This window comes from Sodalinema sp., assembly GCF_046483825.1.
Taxonomy (GTDB): domain Bacteria; phylum Cyanobacteriota; class Cyanobacteriia; order Cyanobacteriales; family Geitlerinemataceae; genus Sodalinema.
The window spans coordinates 39,227-64,728 of record NZ_JAWOCL010000138.1 but is presented as its reverse complement, the minus strand read 5'-3'; the positions used below and the strand labels follow the sequence as shown (position 1 = coordinate 64,728).

Here is a 25,502-nt window from a genome sequence, read left to right as displayed (position 1 = left end):
TATCACTCGAGAAGTCGGTCGCATCGAGGTCAGAGACCCCTTCAACAACAGCCAGGAACTGATTAGTTACCTTGTCTTTAATAATGGAATTCTCGCCATTCACTTCAATGTCAAGATCAGCAAAGGGGAGGCCATCAAGCATCAGCTTATCCTGACCGCGCACGAAGTTCTGAATGCGATCGGCATCCGTTAAGGCTTCGCCGCCGGTGGTGATATTATCGCTGCGGCGCGACATGGCAAAGGTATCTTGTCCTTCACCACCCACGAGAACATCAGCCCCTAAGTCTCCAGAGAGGAAGTTGCTACCGGCACCGGCGAACAGAGTGTCGTCCCCAGCCCCGCCATAGACCGTATTGTTGCCCTCTCCGGTACGAATAACATCGTTACCTTGGTTGCCGAAGAGGACATCATTGCCATTTCCGGCTTCGAGGGTATCATTGCCATCTCCCCCAGCGATGGTGTTGTCGCCAGAACCCCCGTCGAGGTTGTCGTCGCCTTCTCCTCCAACGATGAAGTCGTTACCACTACCGCCGAAAACGCTGTCATTGCCGAGATCACCCGAGAGATAGTTGTTCCCTGAATCGGCCCGGAGAACGTCATTTCCTTGACCGCCATATAGACTGTCATCGCCGCCACCGGCTTCGAGGGTGTCTTCCCCTTGGTTGCCGAATAACATATCTCGGCCAGAACGGCCCACAATGCTATCGTTGCCATCGCTCCCGGCGATGACGTTATCACCGCCAACGCCATCAATAATGTCATCACCAGACAGATCAGGTAAGGGTTCACCCTGAATATTTCCGCCGGGAATAATCAAATCTGCAATTAATGTGCCAATAATATTAGCCATGTTGTCCTCCACAGGTTTACACAAAGTTCTAGGCAGAAACACCCGTGGATTCTTTGGATTTTTCTAGGATGCACGTCAACTCTTTTAGTTTAATGCATTCTACTAGATTTAGACGAGTCATGTGTCGAAATTGTTTCAATCAATTCAATGATTCAATAGGCTTATTTTTACCTAAGCTTACATTGCTGTTGCTTGCAGCATACTGTTTTGAATTTGGAAGGCTTTGCCTAAACTGGCAATGGCTTCTTGATGTTGGTTCAACAAAGACAATAACTGACCCCGATTGTACCAAGCCTCGGATTGTTCAGGTTTGAGCTTGATCGCCCGTTCATAGGCATTTAGAGCTTCTTCATGACGCTCAAGTTTCTGTAATGTTGTACCACTGGCATACCAGGCTTCATAGGATTGGGGTTGCAGTTCAATGGCAGAATCGAAACAGTCTAATGCCTCAGGGTAGCGTTCGAGTTTTTCGAGTAAAATGCCCTGGTTATACCACGATTCTAGGTGATCTCGCTTGAGTTGTGTGACTTTTTGATACGAGGCGATCGCCTCGGTATGCTCTTCTAACTTCACTAAAATTGCCGCGCGATTATACCACACTTCATAGCGATTTGGGTTAATTTTACTCGCTTTTTCATAAGCTGAAATTGCATCCTGATAGCGCTTGATATTACTGAGGACATTGCCCAAGTTGTACCAAGCCTCAAACTTATTCGGTTGCAACTTAACCGCCTGGCGATAAGACGCGATCGCCTCGTTGAAATGCTGCATCCGATTGAGAATTGCACCGCGATTATGCCAAATTTCCGCACTTTTCGGCTGAATCTCCAAAGCGCGATCGTAGTTTTTCAACGCCTCATCCAACCGTTGCAACTTAGTGAGCGTATTGCCCCGGTTGTACCAGGCTTCATACTTGTCTGGGTTCAATTCTAAGGTGCGATCATAACTGTCAATAGCCTCAGAATAGCGTTGTAGGCGGCCTAAGGTATTTCCCCGGCCAAACCAGGCTTCCACGAGGCGATCGCGGCCCCCAGATTCCTCAGAAGTTTGATGTTCAATGGCATTATCAAAACTGACGACCGCATTGGCATAGCGGCCCGTGCGATAGAGTAGAGTCCCATGACGTAGCCAAACATCAGCATCCTGGGAGTCTAGGGCGATGGCCCGTTCATAGGCGGCGATCGCATCGGTCCATTGTTGAGTTTTCAGGAGTGCTTCGGCGTACTCCAGCCATCCCTGACGATGATCCGGTTGACGATTAACAAGGGCTTCATAATACACCAACCGTTCCTGAACCGAGGCCCCATCGGGGAGAGATAAGGGTTTTTCAGACTGGGTGGGGGCTTCCCTCGGCGGTGGTGGCGTTTCCTTCGTTGAAGCCGTTGACGCCGGAGTGTGTCTTGGCGGTTCAGGATTCGCCACCGCATGAGGGGCCGCAATGGGTAAGGTTCGGTTGGCTTCCTGAATCGCTTGAATCGCCGCCAGTCGCTGAGACACCCGATCAATTTTTTGCCGTAACTCCGGCTTCATAGACTGCAAAATCGCCCGAGGACTAATTTTGTTAATTTCTTTGAGTTTCGTGTCCTTAGCATCGTAAGCCTCCAACACCGCCACCTGCAACTGATGCAAACATTCATTGCGGATGCGTTCGACGTGATGCAATTGATCCATCTGTACCTCAATCTCTTGCGTCAAGCCATCGACTTGCGATCGCGCCTGCTGATGGGCCTCAATCATCTGCCGTTCGAGATCCTCCAACAAACGATTGGCCTTCTGACTCGACGCATCCAACTGGCCCTCCAAATCCCCCAACTGAGTTAAGCGTTGACGAACATCAGCCACCAACCGATCCAAAATACGATGACGAATCACCGCAAACGTGGCCAACGTCGCCAGAGGAGACAAGGCCAACGTCATCAACAGGGCCTGATACAGCGTCACATATTGACCAAAAAGATTCGTTTGGGCCGGATTATCCACCCCGGAGACATCGGCCATCATAAATTGTGGCTGATGCTGAGATTCTGGGTGACTCATCTCAGGAACGGCCATAGCCACCTCCGGGGCCAGATTCGAGTCAGCCGAGGTTTCTAAAGATGAATTCTCCAGAGAGGGCAGCATCGGTAACACCGACGGTTCGAGACTGCCCTCGGGTGCCAATAAGGCAGCAAGTGCAAGTAAAGTGTGAGTCCCCATAATCACCAGTCATCATGCCAAAGGTATCCCTTATCCTTACAAGATTAGCGGCGATTATCCGGAGATGGTCCTATCCTGCCGCCCGTTGGGCCACTAACTCTTTGAAGATGCCATACATATCAGCGGCGAACTTCTGAGGATTCCAAAGCGGGGCCAGGCTGTGAGGCTGTTTACCCTGTTCGAGTTGCGATCGCATCTGCTGACGAACCGCCTCATCCCGGCCCATACGCACGCCCCAATCAATATACTCATCCCAAGTCCAAGCCACGCCCAAATCCGTCCCAGCGGCTTTCATCAGCGAGTACGCCTGACGGCCAAACGACTGTTGCGACACCAAGGCCACCACCGGCATATTGAACCACAGGGCCTCAACAACGTGCGTCGCCCCACTATAGGGATAAGAGTCAATCAAAACATCGGCAAACTGATAAATCAGGCGATGTTCCTCTTCCGTCTGCGTGCGAGGGAGAACCCGGATACGATTCGTCCGCACCCCCTGACGGCGACATTCAGTTTTATAAATCTCTTCAATGGCCAACAAATCCCCCACCCGGCCTTTATAGAACAGAAGACTATCAGGAACCTGGGCCAGAATCTTAATTTGGGCTTCGACTAACTCCGGACAGAACTTATTCCCCGTAGCCACACAGAGGAACGCCACCTGATTCGGGGCGACGCGCATCGAACGCCGCAACACCTCACGATTCACGGCTTTAATGGGAAGTCCAGCGGTAGCGGCGAAGGAGTCGGGAAGGCGCACCACCTGTTCGATGTAATGTTCCTCAACGCCGGCCGGGTGGGTTTGCCAATCGCCGAGATAATAGTTCTTTGAGGTAATATAGGGCGCGTCAAAGCCTAGCCAGGTGAGACAAACATGGGCCGGACTGCTATAAAAGACCTCCGTATTGGGCATCACCGTCACCGAGTCCATATCCACCAAGACATCGAGGTTATCCTGGGCAATTTCTTGCAAAATCAGTTTCGCCTGGGCACCTTGAGGGCGGCTAAACTTCTCGGCGGCTTTCTCGAAGCGTTCGGTGAGTCCATCGCGGCCCATATCGCCGGTGACGTAGAGGAAAATATGGGGGGTAATCTTGCTGAGGGCCTCGATGATATCGACACTCAGCCAACCGACGGAGTGACGGCGGAAATGTTTGGAGAGGAAGCCAATGCGCAGGGGATGGCCGGGATTGGGGCGAGGACGAATGGGAATTTCGGCGTGTTTTTCGCTGTTGGCTTTGGCTTCGAGGTATTTGAGATAGAGGTGGGCTAAGGTTTTGGAGAGTTTGGCGTTTTTAGCCACGTCATCGCGGACGTGGGGCATATCAAAGGCCAGGTTGAGATAGAGACGTACCACCTCGTTGTAGGTGAGGGGATATTGCTGAATGGCGTCGTAGATGAGGGGTTCGACTTCGTTGAATTTGGCGATCGCCACGTCACTCACCCCAGAGTTCAGGTGAGATTTCATGGCCGCCAACAGGGCCATAATATAGTCTTTTCCGCTGACGTTTTCGCAAAACTTGAGGGACACGGCCCGAGCCGCCGCTTGATTTTTGGTGTTATAAATCTCACACAGCGCCCAATAGGATTCGGTTAAATCCGGCTGGAGTTCAACGGCTTTATGGAAGAGTTTAACGGCTTCTTCTTTTTTACCCTTGGCGTAGTATTTACCCCCCAAATGTTGATAGGAAATCCCGCCGCCAAATTTCGGGTCAAGTTCTAAGGCCCGTTGCCAACATTGGATGGTTTCGTCAACCTTGCCCATCCGTTCATAAACTTTGCCTAAATTCCAATGAATCCCCGGTAATTCTTGATTATAGGAAAGGGCTTTTTGATAGAGTTCTAGGGCTTGCTGGTTTTGGTTCTGGAAGAAGTAAATACTGGCGACATTGGAGTAGACTTCAGCGAAGTCCGGTTTGATGGCGATCGCCCGTTGATAAGCATTCATGGCCGCCGCACCATTTTTCTGCCCTAATAAGCCATTCCCCAAGGCTTTATAGGCTTCAGCATAGTCAGGTTTTCCTTGAACCGCTTTCCGTGCCGAATCAATGGCTTTGGCAAAGTTTTTCTCCTCTAAATACATCTCCGCTAACGTCAGATGCACTTCAGGAAATTCGGGATAAAGAGCTAGGGCTTGTTCATAGTAGCGTTGAGCGGTTTGCAGTCGTCCGGTATGTTCTTTAATAAAGTTACCGGCTTGAAAATCTAGGGCGGCAACCTCTTGATATTCTTCTAAGTGATAATGCCATTGGGCGCATTCTTCGTAATAGCGCAAGAAATAGGTAATCACCTCATTGAGGTTGTCCTGATACTCGCTATTGTCCGGGTCGAGTTCCAGGGCTTTTTTGAACTTCTCCACCGCCATTTGTGGCACACTATGCTGAATACAAGCTAAGCCAAAGCTGTTGTAATACTCAGCATTTTGAGGCGCCAATTTAACGGCTTTTTCTAAGTCCACCATCGCCTGATAGCTTTGGTGGTGATGATAGGCAATTTGCCCTAAATGGTAATGGGCAACTGCCGAGTTGGGGTCAATTTCTAGGAGTTTTTTATAGAGAAAAACGGCTTGGCGATAGTTTTCTTGCTCCCGAAAACATTGAGCTAACTTGAGCATTTCCTGGGTCCAAGTCTCCAGGTCTTTTCGCCGCAGATCTTCGAGGAGTAGATTGAGTTGTTTGCGGGGAGCCTCTAAATTGGGGTTAATCTCCACGGCCCGCCGGTAGGCCGCCGCTGCGTCGCCCACTCGCCCTTGAGACTGATAGACAGCCCCGAGATTATGATGATAACTGGCGACATTGGGGTCAAGGGCGATCGCCCGTTCCAAGAGGGTAACCGCCTGATCATAGTTCTGTTGCTGATAGGCGAGGGTTCCCAATCCTTGGCAAGCATCGGCTTGGTTGGCATCATACTCTAAGGCCCGTTCATAGAGTTGTTGGGCCTGGCTGATTTTGCCGAGACGATGATAGGCTCGTCCGAGTTGGATGAGGTGATTGAGGGCGACTGGGCGATCGCGATCGACACAATCGAGCCAAGCGCGGGTAAAATTCTCCTGAAGGGCGTTGCTGTCGGGATCTAACAGCAATCCCTGACGATAGTGGCCCAGACTTTGATCGAGGTTCCCCTGGCCGCGATAGGCTAGGCCCAGGGTATTGTAATAGGCGGCATTGCTATTATCGAGGGTGATGGCCTGTTGAACTTGCTCAATGGCGCGATCGTACTGTTGCTGTTGATAGGCAATCATCCCTAACCCATGTAAGGCCGCCGCCTCCTGGGGGGTCTCCGCTAAGACTTGCCGATATAACTGTTCTGCACGTTCGACCTCTCCCGTCCGGTGGGACGCGATCGCCGTCGCTATACTAACACTCATCCCCTGTCTTCTTCCTCCTTTAAATGTCCCGGTTTCGGCGTGACGACTCTCTACGAATCAACCTCTACGACTGAAGTTTTAATGACGTTCTAATGAACGTTCTAATGAACGTTCTAATCACGTTCTAAAATTCCCCTGGATTCCCTAACCACTGGTAACTAAACTGCGTTCAGGAATCGAGGCGATGGGTTGTGGTTCAGGAAACTTCCCTTGGGCCACCTCTTGCATTAACTCAATGTGACGGGGAAGTAGAACCGAGTGAGCATAATTCTCCAATACCGTCTTGCGAGCATTTTCCCGAATATGGGCCATGCGAGTTGGATGTTCCAAAACATCATGGACGCGATCGGCGACTTGCTTCGGTGAGAAGAAATCCACCAGGAAGCCATTTTCCCCATCGCGAATCACCTCACGCACCGGGGCCGTATCTGATCCCACCACCACGCAGCCGGTGGACATCGACTCAATCATGGACCAAGACAAGACAAAGGGACGAGTCAGATAAATATGAGCATCCGAAGCCTGCAACACCTTGAGATATTGGCCATAGGGCAAGGTTCCCACAAAATGCACCCGCGACATATCCAACGGAACTTTCGCTAACATCTGTTCCTTATAGGTTTGTCCATTGGGGAGGGATTTCCCATAACAGACCCGTTCCGAGGCCACCACGACTACATGACAGTTGGGGCGTTTTTCTTGCAGATAGGCGATCGACTCGATAAACTCCGGGAAACCGCGATAGGGTTCCATCCCCCGTGAGACGTAAGTCACCACTTCATCGGCCCCGGACAAATCCAGGTTCGGTAACACCAACTTCGCCCCCGGATTGGGTTTAAAGAACTCCGTATCCACGCCATCGTGCATGGCCGACATTTTCCGCTGGAACTCATGGGGAAATTGTGACTTCTGCCATTTTGTGGGCGAGAGTCCCCAATCACAGGAGTATAAATCCATCAAAATTGGGGCATTTTTGACGCGGATTTTCGCCTCGTCATCGGGACTGAGGGGGTCAGCGGGGTCAAAATCAGCATCGGACCCATGCGCCCAGTAGAACCACTCAAAATAGCACATTAACTTGCTATCGGGGAACACATCTTTAACAAACAGTGTGGGTCCCCAGCCGGAGTGACCATAGACTAAATCGGGGACAAAGCCTTGACTTTTGAGCGCCAACATGGTACGGTACACCGCCTGTCCATGGAGAACGGCACTTTCAAGGGGCCGAACATAATGGTGGGTTTCGGGCCGAGGGTCGCGACTGGGGGTAAACAGGGCTTTTTTTACGCCGGGAATTTTCCATTCCGGGCGTTCGTTTTTCGTGCCAAAGACGACCTGATTATTGGGATCTCGCCCCAGGATTGTGGCGACATGGCGGAACTGGGCGGGAAAGTTCGGATGTAGGAATAGGACACGCATTGCAACTGCTGTTAAAGATTTCCGATGACCGGGGTTGTTTAGGATTTACGGCTGGGGCGCAACCATTTCGGTACAGTTTCCCTGGGCGTTCATCCAGAGTACGATAGGCGATAGGCAAGAGGCAAGAGGGGGGAGGGAACGGGGAACAGGGAACAGGGAATAGGCAATAGGCAATAGGCAATAGGCAATAGGCAATAGGCAATAGGCAATAGGTAGGATGCGTCCCGGCATCGGTTCGGTTTATGACCTAGACCCATCGCTTCAAACTTGCCGGAACGCATCATTTCGGTAATAGGCTACAGTTTTCACCAACCCCAGTTTTGGTTGAGGGCAGCAAACAGCCGCTGGTTATGGGGTCGAAAGGTCTCCTGTAACTGCTGTTGGATAGACTGGCTGACGTGAGAATAGTTCCCGCTGTTGAGGCTGGGAAAGTCGGTTAGGGTCAACTCGGGCAGGTTGAGAAACGCTAGCATCCGGTTTAGGGTCACTTGGGGTTGCTGATAGAGGTCGTCGCTATGGAGAATCAGAAGTTGGGATTTGGGGAAGTGCGCCCACCAGCGTTGCAATTGTTGCAGATAATAGCCCCGTGTGACATAGCTATGGTGTTGGTAGGCGTAGCTGTGATAGTGGGGATTTGCCTCCAGTTTTTGGGCTTCTCCGGCTAGACGGGTGGGTTCTTGGGCTAAGGCTTCTTCTAGGGGCAGGGTTTCGAGTCCTTCTTTGATGGCATGGTAGTAGTGGGAGATGGCCCGGTCGACGGGGTTTCGCAGTAGGGCAATGAGTTTCATCTCGGGAAAGTCAGCGGCGACGCGACGGGGAACGTCGGGATGAACGATGTAGTAGGGACTGGCTTCGCCGTTGAGAGTGGGTTCGTCGGTTTTGGGGAATTGCTGTTGATACCAGGACAATCCTTGGGAGTAGTGCAGGTCAAAGTAATGCACTTCTTTTTGAGGTGCAACTTGAATTTGAGGATGTTGATTCAGGTAATGTAGGGCGGAGGTGGTTCCGCCTTTTTGAGTGCCAATGATGAGGAAGTGGGGCATGGGGGGGGAAGGCAAGAGGCAAGAGGCAAGAGGCAAGAGGCAAGAGGGGAACCCACCCCTAACCCCTCCCAAGAGGGGATGGCAAGAGGCAAGAGGCAAGAGGGGAACCCACCCCTAACCCCTCCCAAGAGGGGATGGCAAGAGGCAAAAGAAGGGAACACCGGAACAGGTAAGGGGTTAGGAGACGGGGGAGGGGAGGACGCTGTTGAGGGCGGCGGCGGGGCCGACGAGGCTGATGTAGGGGTCGATGAAGTAGCGGCTGGCGACTCGTCGGGCTTCTTCGGCGGTGACTTGGGCGATCGCCTCTGGGAACATCTCGTCAAACTCTATCCCTAAGCCGAGGGTTTCGTACCAGCCTAAAATTTGGGCAATTTGGGAGTTGGTCTGTTTTCCGAGGGCATATTGCCCCAAAAGTTTGTTTTTGGCGGTTTGTAGTTCGTCGTTGTGGAGATATAAGGCGGTTAGCCGCTCGACTTCGACTCGTAGGCCTTCGACGGCGATCGCCGTATTTTGGGGCGCGGTTCCCAGGTACACGACAAACTGCGATTTGTCAAGTCTTGTGGGATAAAATGCCGAGACATCATAGGCCAGTCCTCGTTTTTCCCGCAGTTCGACAAACAGGCGACTGGAGAGACCATTGCCGAGATAGGTATTGAGGAGTTTGAGGGCGGCGTATTCGGGGGGAATCTGATGGCCCTGTTTCAGGAGGACGGAGGGGGCGAGGTAGCCCAACATGACGATCGCCTGTTGGGTGTCTTGGGCGGTTTTGCAGACGGTCGGCCGGGGGGTGAGGCGGGGTAAGTCCACTAGGGGAATTGGTAGAGGCGGCGCGGTCCAATCTCCAAAGGCGGTGTCTAGGGCGGCGATCGCCTTGTCCAAGTTCCAGCAGCCGACTAAGCTAATCACGAGATTATCGGGGCGAAAATAGGTCCGGTGGAAGTTCTCCAAATCCAACCGAGTCAGTCCCGGTACAGTATTCTCTAATCCCAGGGTGGATACCGCATAGGGATGGTCTTGATACATGGCCTCTCGCAATTGGGAAAAGGCGATGGAGAAGGGTTGTTCTTTCTGGGCGCGAATGGCTTGTAGGGTGAGGCGTTTTTCGAGTTCGACTTCGGCTTCTGGGAGGGCCGGCGATCGCAACAGTTGGGCGCTGAGGTTAAGAATCTCCTCAAAGTCAGCCGAAACGGTTTTGAGGCTAAACAAAAAGTAATCGTTGGTGGTTTCGGCCCCTAAACTCGCCCCGACGGATTCGACTTGTTCAGCAATATCCATCGAGGAAAGGTTCCCCGTCCCTTTTGTCATCACGGAGGCTAGTAGATGGGAGAGTCCGAAGAGATGGGGAGGTTCGCAGCGCGTCCCGGTTTTGACAAAAAAACGAGCCGTCATGATATCGGCGGTGGGATTTTCCACCAGGATGACGGTAATCCCGTTATTGAGAACGACGCGGTGTGCAGACATAAATTCGGGGGACTCGAAGGTAAACAGTTCGCAACAATCAAACCCCATCTAGGCTATCACTGTTCGTTAACGCCGATGGTAACAACGTAGTTGTCCAGGCTTAGATACTGTCGGGCGATTTGACGCAGGTTATCGGGTTTGAGGGCTTGAATCCGTTGAGGATACTGGGTGGCCAGATCAGCACGACTGAGGGTTTGATAGTAGCCATAAAGGCCCGCGAGTTGGGCGGGGGTTTCGGTGGAGAAGGCGTAGTCGTTGCACAGTTGTCGTTGCGCCCGGGCCAGTTCCAGGGCCTCGACGGGGATTTCGCGTAATTGATGAATTTGATGCAAACTGGCTTGTTCGACGGCTTCGAGGAAGGGGACCTCCAGCCAAGCACTGATGGTAAAGAGGCTGGAGTCTCGTTGCAGGGAGAAATAGCTAGTAATGCCCTGGACCCATTGACGCTGTTCCCGCAGTTCGCGCACGAGACGGGAGGAACGACCGCTGGCGAGAATCATGGAGAGGAGATCTAAGCCATAGGCATCGTCGAGATGGTCAATACCGGGACCGGTCCAGGTGAGGTTGAGGCGGGCTAATTCTAGGCGTGGAAAGGCCAGTTCCCGCCGCCGTACGCCGTGAATGGGCGGTTCTGGGGGAATGATGACTTGGGGACAGCCAGGATTGGGCAGAAAGTCTTGGAAACAGTGATCGATGCGATCGAGGGCTTCGAGTTCGGAGATGCCCCCTACGACAGCGATGGTGAGGTTTTGGGGTTGGTAATGGCTGCGATGGAATTGCCGTAAGTCGGCCGGCGATCGCCCTAAAAGGCTTTCTTGAGTTCCCAAGACGGGACGGCGATAGGGATGATGCTGATAAACGGTGTCGAGGGTGGCCTCAAATAGCAAGTCATCAGGATTATCCTGACTTTGGCGGATTTCCTCAAAGACCACCTCCCGTTCCCGGAAAAACTCATCCTCTGGGATAGCGGCATGAAGGAGAAGTTCTGAGAGGAGGGGTAGGGTGTCGCTAAAGTAGGGGCTGGCTGTGGTGATAAAGAAATGGGCGTAGTCGTAACTGGTGGCGGCGTTGGTCAGTCCGCCACAGCCTTCGATGGCGGCGTCAAAGTAACCGGGGGCGAGGCGATCGGTTCCCTTAAAGATGGCGTGTTCGAGAAAATGGGCCATCCCGGACCACTCATCGGGTTCGACTCTGGCCCCGGCCTTAACCCAGACATCGGTCACGACGACGGGACTATGGGGGACATACTGATGCACAACGGTGAGACCATCGTGACGTTCAAAGGTGCGGGCAGGACAGTTACTATCACTGACTACTCGGGAAATGCTGGAAGTTTGAGTTTGGGGCATGGTTCGCAAGCGCCTTATCGCCAATACGCGGGCTGTGGGACGACACACCTGGGAGTGCACTCTCATCGTCGTTCATCGCGAAACCCAACGTTTTTATTTACCCTAACTCGTTTTTGTGCCTCAGTTAGCTATTTTAACTACAAATGATGTAATTCTTTAGGGAAGAAGGGGAAGAAGGCAAGAGGCAAGAGGCAAGAGGCAAAAGAAGGGAATAGGGAATAGGGAAGGGGTATAATAACCCCCCTCTTGCTTCTTGGGAGGGGAGGGTAAGGGGCAAGAGGGGGGTGTTGGGCTTAATGTTAGAGTTTGAGCATGGCCATGAAGGCTTCTTGGGGAACGTCTACGGTACCGATCGCCTTCATGCGTTTCTTCCCTTTGGCTTGTTTCTTCAAGAGTTTCTTCTTGCGAGAAATATCGCCGCCGTAGCATTTGGCTAAGACATCTTTGCGAAGGGCGGGGATGCGTTCGCTGGCGATGATGCGGCTACCAATGGAGGCTTGTAGGGGAACTTTGAACTGATGGCGGGGAATCAACTCTTTGAGTTTTTCGACTAAGGCCCGCCCAACAGGATAGGCTTTATCTCGGTGGACGATGACGGCTAGGGCATCGACGGGATCGCTGTTGACCATGACATCGAGACGCACCAGGTCGTTTTCACGGTAGCCAATCATCTGATATTCCATGCTGGCGTAGCCGCGCGATCGCGATTTGACTTGATCGAAAAAGTCCGTCACCACTTCGGCGAGGGGCAATTCATAAATCAATGTGGTACGGGTGGGGGTGAGGTATTTCATGTTTTTGAACTCGCCGCGACGACCTTGGCAGAGTTCCATGAGGGTCCCGACGTACTCTTCGGGGGTAATCAAATCTACGCGAACGTAGGGTTCTTCGATTTTCTCGCGCTGGACGGGATCGGGCATCAAACTGGGGTTGTCGATGTTGATCATGTCGCCGTCGGTGGTGGTGACGTGATAGACCACGGAGGGGGCGGTGGTGATTAAATCCAGGTTATACTCCCGTTCGAGGCGTTCCTGGATAATTTCCATATGGAGGAGGCCGAGGAAACCGCAGCGGAAGCCGAATCCCATGGCGCTGGAGGTTTCGGGTTCGTAGTTGAGGGAGGCGTCGTTGAGTTTGAGTTTTTCGAGGGCGTCCCGCAGGTCTTCAAATTGGTCGGAGTCGGTGGGGAAGAGGCCACAGAAGACCATGGGTTTGGCTTCGGTGTAGCCGGGGAGGGGGCTGTCGGCGGGGGCTTTGGCGAGGGTGATGGTATCGCCGACGCGGGCATCTTCGACGGCTTTGATGGCGGCGGATAGATAGCCGACTTCTCCGGCGTGGAGGCTGTCGACTTGTTGTTGGGTGGGGCAGAGAATCCCGATTTCGTCGAGGTCAAATTCTTTTTTGGAAGCCATGAAGCGGACGCGATCGCCCTGATTGAGGGTTCCGTCCATGATGCGGAAATAGACGATGACGCCGCGATAGGGGTCGTAGTAACTGTCAAAAATCAAGGCCCGCAGGGGTTCGTCAACGGTATCCTGAGGCGGTGGCACTTGATGAACTAGGTATTCGAGGATTTCGGGGATGCCGATTCCTTCTTTGGCGGAGGCGTGGATGGCTTCGGAACAGTCGAGGCCGACGACTTCTTCGATTTCTTCGATGACGCGATCGGGTTCGGCCCCAGGGAGGTCAATTTTGTTGAGAACGGGGATGATTTCTAGGTCGTTTTCCAGGGCGAGATAGACGTTCGCCAGGGTTTGGGCTTCGACGCCTTGGGAGGCGTCGACGACCAGCAATGCCCCTTCACAGGCGGCGAGGGATCGGGAGACTTCGTAGGAGAAGTCCACATGCCCAGGGGTGTCGATGAGGTTGAGGACGTAGCTTTGGCCATCTTTGGCGGTGTAGTTCATCCGGGCCGCCTGAAGTTTAATGGTGATGCCCCGTTCCCGTTCCAAGTCCATGTTGTCCAGGAACTGTTCTTTCATTTTCCGCTGTTCTACGGTTCCGGTGTAGGACAGCAGGCGATCGGCCAGGGTGGATTTGCCGTGGTCGATGTGGGCAATAATTGAGAAGTTGCGGATGCGGGAAACGGGTACGTCGGTCATATAGGTGTTGGAGTAGCAGAGTTAGGATGAGGACGCAGAACCGGTGGTGTGACCGATTGCTTTACATATTTTAGTCGGTTGCTGGGGCTGTGGGAAATTGGGGCATGAGATCGCGGCTGAGATCATGGCAAAATGAGCTTGAAGAGTTTTGGGGCGATCGCCGCCGGCTCTTTGACCCCTTCATGGTTTCACACGCTTTTACATCATCATTATGACAGGACTCGACGGAGAACTACGCACGACTCAAGAACTCCTCAAACGCTACGCTGCGGGGGAACGCGAGTTTGAGCAGGTACGGCTCAGTGGTGCGGATTTACACAATACGATTTTGCATGGCATTGATTTAAGTGAGGCCATTCTCAATCAGGCGAATCTCAGCCGCGCGGATTTGCGGGGGGCGGATTTGAGTTGGGTGGATTTGAGTGGGGCCGATTTACGGGGGGCGGATTTGCGCGGCGCGATTCTGACTCGGGCGGATTTGAGTGGGGCCAATCTCAGTCATGCGAATTTGTTGCGGGCGGATCTGAGTTTGGCGAATCTTGAGGAGGCGAATTTGAGTGAGGCGATTCTCCCCGATGGCACGATTCAAGGGATGATTACGCCGTTGGAGGAGGAGGACAGCGAGGATACGAGCAGTACGGTCTTGCGGTTGTACTATAACCCGGTGTCTTGGAATGCGCGTCGGGTTTGGATCGCGCTGCTGGAGAAGGGTATTTCCTTTGAGTTGGTGCGTCTGAATTTAGATGGGGATCAGCGATCGCCCCAGTTCCTGGAGGTCAACCCCTTTGGCCAAGTTCCGGTTTTGGTCGATGGTGAGTTTAGGGTCCTCGAATCGTTGGCGATTCTGGATTACGTTGAGGCGATCGCCCCCTATCCTCCCTTATTACCCCGAGAACCGAAAGCGTTGGCGACGGTACGGATGATTGAGATGTTGACGGTGAATGAGTTGTTACCGCGACTGATGCCGCTGATGCGTCATGAGTTTGGGGAAACCCGCCTAGATTCGTCGGCGCTAATGGGCGTGCATGAATCCCTAGATGAGGTGCTAAGGGTCTTTGAAGAGACGTTACAGGGACGACCCTATTTTGGGGGAATTGCTCTGAGTATGGCGGATATTGTGGCGGGTACGGTGATTCCTTGGTTGCCCCGTTTGGGCCATCTGTTACCGAAGTTCCCCCAGTTACAAGGCTGGTGCGATTTATTGCACCAACGGCAAACTTGGACTCAAACGGAACCGACGGAGGGGGAACTGGCTGCGGCTGAGTCTCATCTCCGGCAACTCTTGGCCGCGACCTAGCCGGAAGAGGGCGATCTTAAAGGCACGCCCCCATTTTGTTTCTTCCCCTCTTGGGAGGGGTTAACGGTGGGTTGTCCGGTGTTGGGGGGTTCCCTATCTATTCCCTTTTGCCTCTTGCCTCTTGCCCCTTGCCTCTTGCCCTTCCCCTTCCCCCCATCGGTCCTAAATAGTTCTGGAGGTAGGGGGAAAAGACTTCGTAGATGAGGGTTAGGGGTTGTCCGTGATGCCAAAAGAGGTAGTGACGACCCCAGAAGGGGCCAGACTCGTTAAAGGCCTGTTCTAAGGGCTGGGAATGCCCGTAATAGATGCCTTGCACGTCGCGATAGAGTTCGGCATGGATGCGGGAGAGGTTTTCCCAGATGGGGAGGGAGCGGTTTTGTAGGTAGTCGTCGATATGACGGGTTTCCCACCAGGAGGTGGCGTAGGCTAGTCGTTGCCCGGAGGCGGTGCGTAGCCAAACTTGTCGCCGCAGTCGGGGACTGGGAACGGCTTGGATGAGATCGGGGGCGCCATCTGCGTCTGTGCCAATGGCGGACATATCAATGACATCAACTTCTGTGGGTTCTCCGGTGAGGAGCCGTAGGTGACGGGTGGGGGAGCCGTCGCCAAGGAGCAGCATTTGCCAGGCGGGGGCGAGTTGCTGGTGGGGTAGGCCATTGCGAACCGCGTCTTCTCCCCCATGCCAAATCAAATCAAGGGCGTTCCAAGTTCGGTAGGCATCGGCGCGATCGGGATACTCGAACGTCGCAGTCAATTTCCTTAACATAACTTAACTTGCAGTTTCTATCATAGCGTTGTTCGTTCGATCGCTCGGTGTGTGGCCAGGATAAGGGGCGAAATCTAGGTTAGGCTTAAAGGGGGCCGCCTTTCCTGAGCGCTGTTTTGAGCTGTGACACGGCAGCTGTTCTCGGGAAGTTTCCCCAAGTCATTGGCTTAATCAAAAAGTTCTGAATGTTTGACGCTGACTGGGTTCAACGTTTTTCTAAGTTGATTGCACGTCATACGGGGCTGCTGATGCGTCCCCAAGACGAGCGCAATTTGTGCAAGAAATTAGAGCAACGGCTAACGACGTTGGGATTTTCGTCTCCGTCGCCCTATTACGATTTGCTACGTTGCGCGGTGGAGAATCCCTTAACGGTGGATCGCCAGACGACGGCGAGTCGGCGAGAATGGACGCTTCTGATTCGGCGTTTGGTGGTGACGGAAAGTTATTTTTTTCGCGATCGCGGTCAGTTTGAGTTGTTGCGATCGCGTCTGCTGCCAGAAATTTTAGTCAAACAACGCAATATCGCGGCCCAAACGGGGGAACGTCCTCAGTTAAAAATTTGGAGTGCGGCTTGTGCGTCGGGGGAGGAACCCTATTCTCTGGCGATTGTGTTGTGGGAACTCCTCAATGATCGCGATCGCTGGGATTTACAGATTATCGGCAGTGATATTAATGATGAAAGTTTGGCCCAAGCCAAACGGGGTGAATATAGTGCTTGGTCATTTCGTCAGGTGGAGTCTTCGATCAAAACTCAGTATTTCCGCCAACAGGGCGATCGCTACATCCTCAACCCCGAGATTCGCCGCCTGGTGACGTTCAACCGGGTCAATCTCGTTAGTGATCCGCTACCGGATGCCAATCTAAATCTCTATGATCTCGACTTGATTCTCTGTCGTAATGTCTTTATCTACTTCGATCGCGCTTCGATTGAACGGGTCTTGGATAAGTTCTATCACAGTCTCGGCTTAGGGGGCTATCTGATTGCGGCTCATGCTGAACTCCAAGGTGCGGGCCACCATCAGTTTCATAGCCAGTTGTTTCCTCAATCGGTGGTCTATCAACGCTGCGATCGCCTCGAACGCAACCGCCTTCTCAACCGTCCTCCCAAAGCGACAACGGTATCACGTTGTCAATCGCCCCCCACTCCCACACCGTTGCCGATTCTCCCGAACTCTAGCCAACCTTCCAGCTTCAGAACAGCACCGTTGCCCGTCACCTCCCCCCCTTCCCCAGTGGTTCCCATCCCGCCACCCCGGCCAACTCCCGAGGTGAGTCATCCTCAGTGGCAAGATGCCCGACGCCATTTTCGCACCTCTGCCTATCACAAGGCCATTCACTGTGCTGAGAGGAGTCTCTCGGACAACCCCCGTCATATCGACGCCTATTTGCTGATTGCCCGGGCCTATGCCAATCTAGGAGAGTACCAAAAAGCGGTTTATTATTGCTTACAGGCTCTCGAAATTGATTCGTTGGCGATCGCGCCTCATTATCTCTTGGCTCATCTCTATGAGGCTCAAGGCAACATCAACCGCGCTAAACGCATTTTAAAGAAAATTGTTTATCTTGCTCCCAAAATGCCGTTAGCCTATTTAGAACTCGCGCAAATCTATCGCCTCGAAGGGGATACTCGACGAGCCGATCATATGGAAGGGAGTGCCATTCAAATTCTGCGATCGCTCCCTCCAAACACCCCCATGGACGTTGACTCAAAACTCACCGCTGGCGACCTGTTACAACAACTCAATATCTGTTAATTCCACCCCCCAGGCTCTTCCGATTTTCTGACACTTATGGATTTGTCTCCCTATTTATTATTTGACATTAATCGCAACCATTATGCGATTCACGCCAGTGTTGTCGAGGAAGTCTTTTTTCTCCCGGAACTGACTCCCATTGCCGAAGCTCCCCGAGACATTGTGGGAATGTTCAACCTGCGCGGAACCATTGTTCCGGTGTTCGATCTTCCCCGTCGTTTAGGACACCGCCGTCAGCGTTATCAGTTAAGCGACAGCTTAATCACCATTAACCAAGGAGACACAGTTTTAACCTTTCTCGTCAATCATGTCCGAGAAATTGTCCAAATCAATCCTAACGACATTACCCATAAATTTGCCTATCAGGATGCAGATGAGTCCTCAGGAAATCCAGATTCATCAACCGCTGAATCTTCAACTCTGCCAGCCAAGCATCTGCAACGCCATAAACGTTTTTTAAAAGGAGTCGTTGAATTTGAAAATCGTTTAGTTGCCATTCTCGATGAACAGGTCATTCTCCGCGAAGTCCGTCAAAAAATCCCCCAAGACGAAGAGTTGGCCGATGAATCTGGTAATATCCTTGAACCGGCCGAAGCTGAACCCGACCAGGTTCAATTTTGCCCCGAGGCCACGCTTGAAGAACAAGATATCTTCCGTCAACGGGCCAACAGCTTACGCATTCCCACTGAAACGGCAGACTTAAAACAAGTCTTGTCCTTAGCCGTGGTGGCATTAGAAGGGGAGTATTTTGGCATTGACTTACAGCTTGTGCGTGAGTTTACGGATTTGCGTAACGTGACACCCATCCCCTGCTGTCCCCCCCATGTGGTGGGGAATATGAATCTACGGGGTGAAATCCTCACGTTAGTCCGCATTAACGACTTTCTAAACCTTCAGCCAACGTTATCGGACGACGATCCCAGCCAAATGTCAAGCCAACGAGCGGTGGTGGTACAAGTTGAGGATATGGTGGTGGGGATTACCGTCGATGAAGTTTTCGATGTGACACCTGTTGATCCCACTCAAATCTCGCCGATGCCCACGGCCATTCGAGCGAGTTCGGATGAGTACTTGCAAGGTACAATTCTTTATGAGGCAACAGCCCTGACGATTTTAGATATCTGCAAACTACTCAGTCAGGGTAAATTAGTTGTGGATGAAGAACCCTAGTTGTTTAATTTAGTCGGTTCAGCGGACTATTTCAGCGAATGGGCAAGGCCCGTCTCTCTAGCGACTACCGTTTAAATACCTCAGTGCAGCATCGCCAAACCTATGGGCAATTCTTTACTCCCCCAGCTTTGGCAAAACTCATGTTGAAATGGGTAATTCAGCCGCAACCGCAAATCATCTTAGATCCTGCTTTTGGTTTGGGTATCTTTTACCGACAATTTTTGACGTTGCAAGGAGATAATCCGGCGTTATCTTCACAATTTTTTGGCTATGATATCGACCGGTTGATTCTGTCCTACTGCCAAGATATCGCATCGGACTTATCTTTAATACTTGTCAATGCGGATTATTTAACTGCGGATATTGCTGGGGTAGATGCTATTATTTGCAACCCACCTTATATGAGGTTTCAAAAGTTTTCTGATCGAACGTCGATTCTCGCTAATTTGGAGATGAAGCTGGGCTATAAACTCCCTGGTCATTCTAATCTTGCTTCCCTATTTCTTGTGAAGTCTTTGGCTGAACTCAATCCGGGAGGTCGCCTTGCTTTTTTGATGCCGTTTGAGTTTTTTAATACAGGATATGGAATCCCAGTCAAACAAAATTTAGTGGAAAATAATCTGCTAAAACATATTATTTTAATCAAGAATGAGCGAGATTTATTTCCTGATGCTTTGACGACAATTTGTCTTTTATTATGTGAAAATAATGGTCAAGATGAGTTGATTAAATTCAGTCATGTTACAACTCAGGAAAACCTCGATGAGATTGATGATCTAAGCCAGCTTGAGTACAGTCAACGTGCAGCGGCTCAGTTGCCCTCACAGCAAAAATGGTCACCGCTTTTGGAGTCTCCTCGGGATAGTCATATGATTCCGGAGGGGTTTTATGATTTGTCGAGTTATGGTGCATTTAAACGCGGAATTGCGACCGGAGCCAATGCTTTTTTTATTCTCAAACCTTCTCGGGTTAAAGAGCTTAATTTAGCGGCAGACTGTTGCTCTCCTTGTATTTCTAAAAGCCATCAAATTCAAGACTTTGTTTTAACAGATGATGGCTTTTTTCGGCTCGTTCAATCTGACCAAGCTGTCTATTGTTTGAATGTTCTAACGACGAGTCATCCTGAAGTTAAAGCCTATATTGAGTTTGGGGAACGCTGTCGGTTTCATCAGCGGTATCTGACGAAACGGCGACATCCTTGGTATAAATTGGAAACACGCCAGCCTGCTCCTTTATTAGTGGGCGTCTTTCATCGAGGTCGTTTTAAGGTGATTCGTAATTTTTCGGATGCCCTAAATTTAACCTGTTTTCATGGGTTTTATCCAAATCTGTTGGGACTGAATTGGCTTGATCACATTTTTGTCTATTTCATTAGTGATCTCGGCCAGAAGCTGGTTAAACTCAATCAACGTCAGTATGGGAATCGTTTAGATAAGTTTGAACCGGGAGATTTAAACCAAAGCCGGGTTCCGAACCCGGAGCAGTTGGGGAGTTTGGATAAGGCGGCGGTGGCCAGGGTTCTTAAGCTGGCTGAGGTGGATCGGTTTGGGGCGATCGCCTTAAGTAATCAGCTCATGGACACGATCTCTCGGGGCCATTAGTCAACAAACTTACGGGGACGGAGAATGGCACGACGCAGTAGTAACTTATACTCAGGATCATCAATAATGTGCGCGCCAAAACGAGAGAGATGGGGATTCATCAGTTGTGCGTCGAATAAGTCAAATTCCCGTTGACGCAGATGCTCAACTAATTTCACCATAGCAACTTTTGAGCCATCGGAAATGTTAAAAAACATGGATTCGCCAATAAAAGCGGCACCGATGGCGATGCCGAGGATTCCGCCGGCGAGGCGATCGCCCTGCCAGGTTTCAAAACTATGAGCCCAACCCACTTTATGGAGGGCCAGATAAATCTCTTTGAGTTCCGGGGAAATCCAGGTGGTTTCTCGGTTCGCACAGCCTTCGACGACGGCGGGAAAGTCTCGGTTAATGGCGACGCTGAACCGTTCTTGGTTGAGAACCCGTCGCAGGGATTTAGGATATCGGAAGCGAGAACCCAGGGGAATTAGGGTCCGTTCGTTGCTGCAATACCAACCGAGACGTCCGGCCGCTTCGTCATCGTCGTCATCGTTGGTCATGAGGAAATACCCTTGGGAGTAGCCTCGAATAATATGGGTTAAATCAGTGTTCATTGCTGTTTAGACAGACAGCAGCTAAGGCTTTGGCAAGAGGGGACTGGCTAGTCAGGGGAAACGCGCTACAATGTCTGGAATGATGTGGTCATAACGTCGAAAAAGACGTTCCCAAGCGTCGCTGAATACACAACACAAGTTTACAAATGGTATCAGATTCTCCGACCCCTCAACCAATCCGACCTGTCACGTTGCCGCCTGTGGAGAACCCAACTCAGGAAGGGCGATGGCTCAAAGATAGTCTACACCGCTGGCTCGATGAGGAGTTTATTCCTGAAGCGGTCAATGGTGAGATTGCTGAACGTGCTACTCGTGTGTATGTGCGACAGCGTATTGAGGGTGAGAATGATGTGGGGTCGTTGGTGTTGGCGATTGTGACGGAAATGCAGTCGTTTGATTTCTCGGAAAGCTTTTTTGGGGAGTTTGCGATCGCCAACGCGGTCAGTGATCTACTCCTCGATAGCTTAGGGGTCGATCGCTGTTGCGGTTCGTGAGTCTCGATGGCAAAACCGGGCAAGATTTGAGGTGATCTCAGCAAAAACGGCAAAAAAAACAGGGGTACGGCAGACGATATCAACGCCAGCGTCACCCCCATCTTGACGGTCAAACGATTACCAACTGGATTTGACGAGTCCGGGGAGGAGTCCTTCGTGGGCCATTTCCCGCAGTTGGTTGCGACAGAGACCAAAGTCCCGGTAGTAACCCCGAGGACGACCGGTGGCCCAGCAACGGTTACGAACCCGAGTGCGGGAACTGTTGCGAGGGAGCTGTTGTAGCTTGCGGTGAATTTCCATTTTCTCCCGCTGGTTGGGCGCGGTGCGGAACTGTTCTTTTAATTCAGCACGCAGGTCGGCGTATTTTTCGACGAGTTGTTTGCGCTTCTTGTGACGCTCGATGGAGCTTTTCTTAGCCATGAAAAAATTGTTCTCTGCTTCTGTGCAAGACACCAAACTACCATTATAGGCGATCGCCCCCGGAATGGGAATGGGAGCGCTCGCCTCTCGATCAGGTAATGATGGCTGAGTCACGACTCAAACGACTGACAGGAGTGAGGGCCTAGTCATAGAGACGCAAGCGGTCACAGCCAATCACTTGTCCAGTTTGGCCGTTTTCGTCTGCATAGGCCGTGACATTAAAGTTATAGGGGCCTGGCATTCTAGGATTGCGATCAGGACTCAGGGCCAGGGTGACTGTTTCTCCAGGGGAGACTGGGGTGTCAAAGACGACGCTAACCATCCCTTCATCGAGGTTGTGGGAGACGGAAGCCAGGTCAACGGAGTCACCGGGATTGTCCTGGGTTCCGAGGAAACTCTCAGTGTCATCGGTTTGATACTCCCAGGACATTTCGGGGGACATTTCGGGGCCTTGTAATTCGATGTCAACTCGGGCTAAGGGTTCCCCGGCGTCTTCAGGCAGGCGGATGGTGAAGAAATGGGTATCATGCCAACTGCCGGTTGTATGGGAACTGCTGCTAATGTTCTCTAAGGCCGGTGGATGCTCAAATTGGTGACTGCCATCACCGACTTCAACCGCTCGGGCCATACCGCCCAAGGCCATTGACCCCAGCCAAATCCCCGAAAGTCCTGCAATGATGATGTTTTTGGGGTTGTTGGGTTTGGTGAAAATCATATGGATAATTTATTGCTCGGTTGTATTCGCACTAATCCTAGTTTAGGTAAATCGAGCCGGCAGGACATCTTCCAAAATAGAGAGTTTAAACGGCGGATTAGAGAACCTTAACCTGGACTTTACCTAACGCTCGTCTCTCTAATCGTCTATCCAAAGTATGAACAAACGTATCTTAATCTAAAGCTTGATTGCGATTTGGGGCGGTAGAGCGGGATTGGGCAGAGGTGGATGATACCGTTGAATCCATGGTTAGCCGTCTCAACGGCGCCTCGGTTGCAAGCGGCGTTTTAATCATTCGGAATTATGTATAACAAAAACACGAAACAAGATCCCTTGGTGGCAGCAGTGACGGCAGCGTTGGGAGCGGGAGTAGCCACCTCATTTGCGGTCAGTCAAGGTCAAAGTCCCTGGCTGGCGTTGGGGATTACCCTTTTTGCAGCGGCTTTGGCGCTGGTTCTCGATCGCCTCGGTGTGGTGTAGCCTCGTGGTGTAGCCTCGTGGTGTCATCTCGGGGGTGTTATCTCGCGGATGGGCGATCGCTCTCAATCTTGTTCGATCAACCTTGCTAGGATGGAAAGATGTCAAATTCTGGATCTTCGCAGACGACGAGTTCGTCATCTGGATCTAGGATCTGACATCTTTCTACTTTGCTTTCGTCCTAGGATTTTCCCCTACAGCGTTCTCGGCGTGTCACCTCAAATCACCATGTCTCACTTTCCTCTCCTGAGTCACCGGTTCTCCTCGATACCGGGGCCAACGGTTATCGTCCTGATGAGTTTAATGCTTTGGGGGGGAACTGGCCGATCTCAGGTGGTACGAGCGTCGGTTCCTGGCCTGGATGGGTCGGATCTCGGACGCGAGGCGATCGCCCAACCCCTAGCCCAAACCACAGAGATTCTACAATTCGCCGATACTGGGGATGATGTGGCTGAAGTGCAACTGTTGCTGACCGAATTTGGTTACTTCACAGAACCCGTCAGTGGCTTCTTCGGTCGAGAAACCCGAACGGCGGTGGCGGACTTTCAGGAAGATGCGGGACTCCCCGTGAATGGACGTGTTGATCGCGAGACGCGACGAGCCTTATTTGGGGAGTCAGTCTCTGAGAGACTGTTTTCATCCAATCGCTGGTTGTCGTATGGAGATCCGGTTCTCATGCGCGGCGATGAGACCGCAATTGTGGCCGAGTTACAGGCCGCCCTCAATGAGATTGGTTTAGGACCGATTCCAGAAGATAGCGTTTATGGCAATCAAACGGCGGCGGCGGTGCGGGACTTTCAGCGTCGTTATGGGATTGATGCGCCGGTGTTGGGAGAACTCGATCGCCGCACCGCGTTGATTTTATCGGGAGTCCTCGAAGGTCGTATTCCCCCCCCTGAGGCTCGGATCGAACTGAGTCGGGGAGATATGGGCTTTGAGGTGCATGAGTTGCAACGGGTGTTGACTCAAACACGACGCCCTCAAGGAGATACCTATTTTGCGGACTCGCCAACGGGGTTTTATGGTTCGATTACGGAAGGGGCCGTCCGGGCCTATCAGCGGGATAATAATCTGGCGGCGACTGGGATCGCTACGGAACGGACGTTAGAGCGCTTGTTTGCGGGACATCGCTATGTGGTGGTGGTTCCTTTTCGTCCAAATCGCTCCCGGTTGGGAGAGATGAATCGGGTTCGCAGTGCGATCGCCCGTCTCGATGATTTACCGGGACTGCGGCCCCAGGCGTTGCGCTTCTATGATGATCGCCGGGGTCCCTATATTGATGCGGGTTGGTATCGTCAGCGAGATGAGGCTGAGGCCCGAGTGGCGGCATTGCGCGATCGTGGCCTGATGAATGCTCGGGTTGAACACTTTAATGATCTCTTTGCTCGGATGCGTTTGTCTCAGGCAGATTTGGGAACCCGATAGAGGAAATTGGATCGCAAGAGCTCGAAGGTAAGGAATTTGGCTGCTTTCGTACTACGTCTAAAGCCTGTGTCATGGCTGGAACGATGACACAGGCTTTGACATTTTAGGGATTTGAGGAATTGGCTTTTTTCGGGCGGCCGCCTTTTTTGCCATTTTCACGGGCGGCTTGGCGTTTAGCCGTAGAGGTGTTTTGACCACCTTTACGGCCCAGTTCGGCCATCCAGTTACGAGTCCCGAACATACCTTGAACCAGAGCAGGTAGGCTGAAGTCTGCATCCAGGCTCTCCCAATGCAAACTTTGACCATTACCGCCAAGCCATACATCGTCGAGTTGTTCCGGTGTGGCGGTGTCTAACCCTTGAGCCAAATGGGGCGGAAAAGCAAAAATTGCCCCATTTTTCAGGTGAACTTCCACGAGGTTACGCTCTCGGTTATATTTCACGCTCTCAGCACGAGGGCCGTCTTCCGCTAAGGCGGCCTCGGCTTCAGCTTCGGCAATTTCTGCGGCTAATGCCTCTTCGGTGAACTCAAAGTCCCAGGTTTGTTGCCATTGGTTAGCCATGGATATCCTCCCACCTGCTTAAAAATTCCTGTTGATGTTGGGCGACGAGTTTGAGGGCAGCGATCGCATCCTTATTCGTGATGCTGCGATCTTTTTTGATGAGTCTCGGGCGTTGCTCCTCATTTCCAATTGTGATTTTCATGTCTGGCTGATTCCCCTTCCGTCCGGGGAAGACGTGAACATGGGCTGGTTGATGGTCATTAGTATAGATATATACAGTGAACTTGGAGTCGTTATAGATTTTCGGCATAGTGTTTTAATTTTCATAGCTAGATAATCAATAAGTATTAGGTGCTTGGTTTAGCTTGGATATTGAGAAAAGCTTACTCAACACTTTAAATGAGCTTCCCCCGTAAACTATAACCCATCGCTTGGGTTTCTGTGACGGCCACAATCAGACGTGAACCCGGCTCGAATAATCCTGCCCACCCCCCCAACCCT

21 protein-coding genes are annotated in these 25,502 nt (G+C 51.8%); 7 read left to right on the top strand and 14 right to left on the bottom strand.

Annotation, left to right across the window (positions count from 1 at the left end; all coding sequences use genetic code 11):
* The 8 genes from R6U67_RS08985 to lepA all read right to left on the bottom strand — a co-directional run.
* Window positions 1–850: calcium-binding protein (locus R6U67_RS08985; RefSeq protein ID WP_410252230.1), on the bottom strand; the 850-nt coding region annotated here is incomplete at its 3' end.
* 177 nt (window positions 851–1,027) lie between these two features.
* The gene (locus tag R6U67_RS08980) at window positions 1,028–3,046 is read right to left on the bottom strand and encodes a tetratricopeptide repeat protein (protein WP_410252229.1); all 2,019 of its coding nucleotides are present in this window, start codon (window positions 3,044–3,046) and stop codon (window positions 1,028–1,030) included.
* Between the two features lie 70 nt (window positions 3,047–3,116).
* Window positions 3,117–6,413: a tetratricopeptide repeat protein gene (locus tag R6U67_RS08975; protein ID WP_410252228.1), complete on the bottom strand. Its 3,297-nt coding sequence runs from the start codon at window positions 6,411–6,413 to the stop codon at window positions 3,117–3,119.
* Between the two features lie 144 nt (window positions 6,414–6,557).
* Window positions 6,558–7,832: a glycosyltransferase family 4 protein gene (locus R6U67_RS08970; RefSeq protein ID WP_410252227.1), complete on the bottom strand. Its 1,275-nt coding sequence runs from the start codon at window positions 7,830–7,832 to the stop codon at window positions 6,558–6,560.
* 305 nt (window positions 7,833–8,137) lie between these two features.
* Window positions 8,138–8,890 carry a sulfotransferase domain-containing protein gene (locus R6U67_RS08965; RefSeq protein ID WP_410252226.1) on the bottom strand — a complete coding sequence of 251 codons (753 nt, stop codon included), beginning with the start codon at window positions 8,888–8,890 and terminating at the stop codon, window positions 8,138–8,140.
* 162 nt (window positions 8,891–9,052) lie between these two features.
* Window positions 9,053–10,336, bottom strand: a complete 1,284-nt coding sequence (locus tag R6U67_RS08960; protein ID WP_410252225.1) for a M16 family metallopeptidase — start codon at window positions 10,334–10,336, stop codon at window positions 9,053–9,055.
* 56 nt (window positions 10,337–10,392) lie between these two features.
* Window positions 10,393–11,685 (bottom strand): M16 family metallopeptidase, encoded by a 1,293-nt coding sequence (locus tag R6U67_RS08955; RefSeq protein ID WP_410252224.1) that lies wholly within the window; start codon window positions 11,683–11,685, stop codon window positions 10,393–10,395.
* Between the two features lie 299 nt (window positions 11,686–11,984).
* On the bottom strand, window positions 11,985–13,787 hold the full coding sequence (gene lepA / locus R6U67_RS08950; protein WP_410252223.1) for a translation elongation factor 4: 1,803 nt from the start codon (window positions 13,785–13,787) through the stop codon (window positions 11,985–11,987).
* A 211-nt stretch (window positions 13,788–13,998) separates the two neighbouring features.
* Between lepA and R6U67_RS08945 the strand changes: the two genes are divergently transcribed.
* Window positions 13,999–15,084, top strand: a complete 1,086-nt coding sequence (locus tag R6U67_RS08945) for a pentapeptide repeat-containing protein (RefSeq protein ID WP_410252222.1) — start codon at window positions 13,999–14,001, stop codon at window positions 15,082–15,084.
* A gap of 97 nt (window positions 15,085–15,181) precedes the next feature.
* Here the strand turns inward: R6U67_RS08945 and R6U67_RS08940 are convergent, their stop codons facing one another.
* The gene (locus R6U67_RS08940) at window positions 15,182–15,838 is read right to left on the bottom strand and encodes a chorismate lyase (RefSeq protein ID WP_410252221.1); all 657 of its coding nucleotides are present in this window, start codon (window positions 15,836–15,838) and stop codon (window positions 15,182–15,184) included.
* A 197-nt stretch (window positions 15,839–16,035) separates the two neighbouring features.
* Between R6U67_RS08940 and R6U67_RS08935 the strand changes: the two genes are divergently transcribed.
* The 3 genes from R6U67_RS08935 to R6U67_RS08925 are packed head-to-tail and all read left to right on the top strand — an operon-like array spanning window position 16,036 to window position 20,375.
* On the top strand, window positions 16,036–17,604 hold the full coding sequence (locus R6U67_RS08935) for a CheR family methyltransferase (RefSeq protein ID WP_410252220.1): 1,569 nt from the start codon (window positions 16,036–16,038) through the stop codon (window positions 17,602–17,604).
* Window positions 17,605–17,640: 36 nt separating this feature from the next.
* Window positions 17,641–18,774: a chemotaxis protein CheW gene (locus R6U67_RS08930; RefSeq protein ID WP_410252219.1), complete on the top strand. Its 1,134-nt coding sequence runs from the start codon at window positions 17,641–17,643 to the stop codon at window positions 18,772–18,774.
* A 38-nt stretch (window positions 18,775–18,812) separates the two neighbouring features.
* Complete coding sequence (locus R6U67_RS08925; protein WP_410252218.1) at window positions 18,813–20,375, top strand: class I SAM-dependent DNA methyltransferase; 1,563 nt, start codon at window positions 18,813–18,815, stop codon at window positions 20,373–20,375.
* Here the strand turns inward: R6U67_RS08925 and aat are convergent.
* Window positions 20,372–20,968, bottom strand: coding sequence for a leucyl/phenylalanyl-tRNA--protein transferase (gene aat, locus R6U67_RS08920; RefSeq protein ID WP_410252217.1), 597 nt, complete (start codon window positions 20,966–20,968; stop codon window positions 20,372–20,374). The genes R6U67_RS08925 and aat overlap by 4 nt on opposite strands.
* A gap of 146 nt (window positions 20,969–21,114) precedes the next feature.
* On the opposite strand from aat, the gene R6U67_RS08915 reads away from it, so the two are divergent.
* Window positions 21,115–21,462 (top strand): hypothetical protein, encoded by a 348-nt coding sequence (locus R6U67_RS08915; protein WP_087708439.1) that lies wholly within the window; start codon window positions 21,115–21,117, stop codon window positions 21,460–21,462.
* A gap of 117 nt (window positions 21,463–21,579) precedes the next feature.
* On the opposite strand, the gene rpsN is transcribed toward R6U67_RS08915, so the two are convergent.
* Window positions 21,580–21,882 (bottom strand): 30S ribosomal protein S14, encoded by a 303-nt coding sequence (rpsN, locus tag R6U67_RS08910; RefSeq protein ID WP_068787654.1) that lies wholly within the window; start codon window positions 21,880–21,882, stop codon window positions 21,580–21,582.
* Between the two features lie 142 nt (window positions 21,883–22,024).
* Window positions 22,025–22,597 (bottom strand): DUF2808 domain-containing protein, encoded by a 573-nt coding sequence (locus R6U67_RS08905; protein WP_410252216.1) that lies wholly within the window; start codon window positions 22,595–22,597, stop codon window positions 22,025–22,027.
* Window positions 22,598–22,900: 303 nt separating this feature from the next.
* Between R6U67_RS08905 and R6U67_RS08900 the strand changes: the two genes are divergently transcribed.
* Window positions 22,901–23,077 carry a hypothetical protein gene (locus tag R6U67_RS08900; RefSeq protein ID WP_410252215.1) on the top strand — a complete coding sequence of 59 codons (177 nt, stop codon included), beginning with the start codon at window positions 22,901–22,903 and terminating at the stop codon, window positions 23,075–23,077.
* A gap of 225 nt (window positions 23,078–23,302) precedes the next feature.
* A complete protein-coding gene (locus R6U67_RS08895) occupies window positions 23,303–24,499 on the top strand; it encodes a peptidoglycan-binding domain-containing protein (RefSeq protein WP_410252214.1) in 1,197 nt (398 codons plus the stop codon).
* A gap of 103 nt (window positions 24,500–24,602) precedes the next feature.
* Here R6U67_RS08895 and R6U67_RS08890 read toward each other — a convergent pair whose 3' ends face one another.
* Both R6U67_RS08890 and R6U67_RS08885 read right to left on the bottom strand, forming a co-directional pair.
* Window positions 24,603–25,061, bottom strand: a complete 459-nt coding sequence (locus R6U67_RS08890; protein WP_410252213.1) for a DUF2442 domain-containing protein — start codon at window positions 25,059–25,061, stop codon at window positions 24,603–24,605.
* Complete coding sequence (locus R6U67_RS08885; protein ID WP_410252212.1) at window positions 25,054–25,311, bottom strand: DUF4160 domain-containing protein; 258 nt, start codon at window positions 25,309–25,311, stop codon at window positions 25,054–25,056. Before R6U67_RS08885 ends, R6U67_RS08890 begins: the two co-directional genes overlap by 8 nt.
* Between the last annotated feature and the right edge of the window lie 191 nt (window positions 25,312–25,502).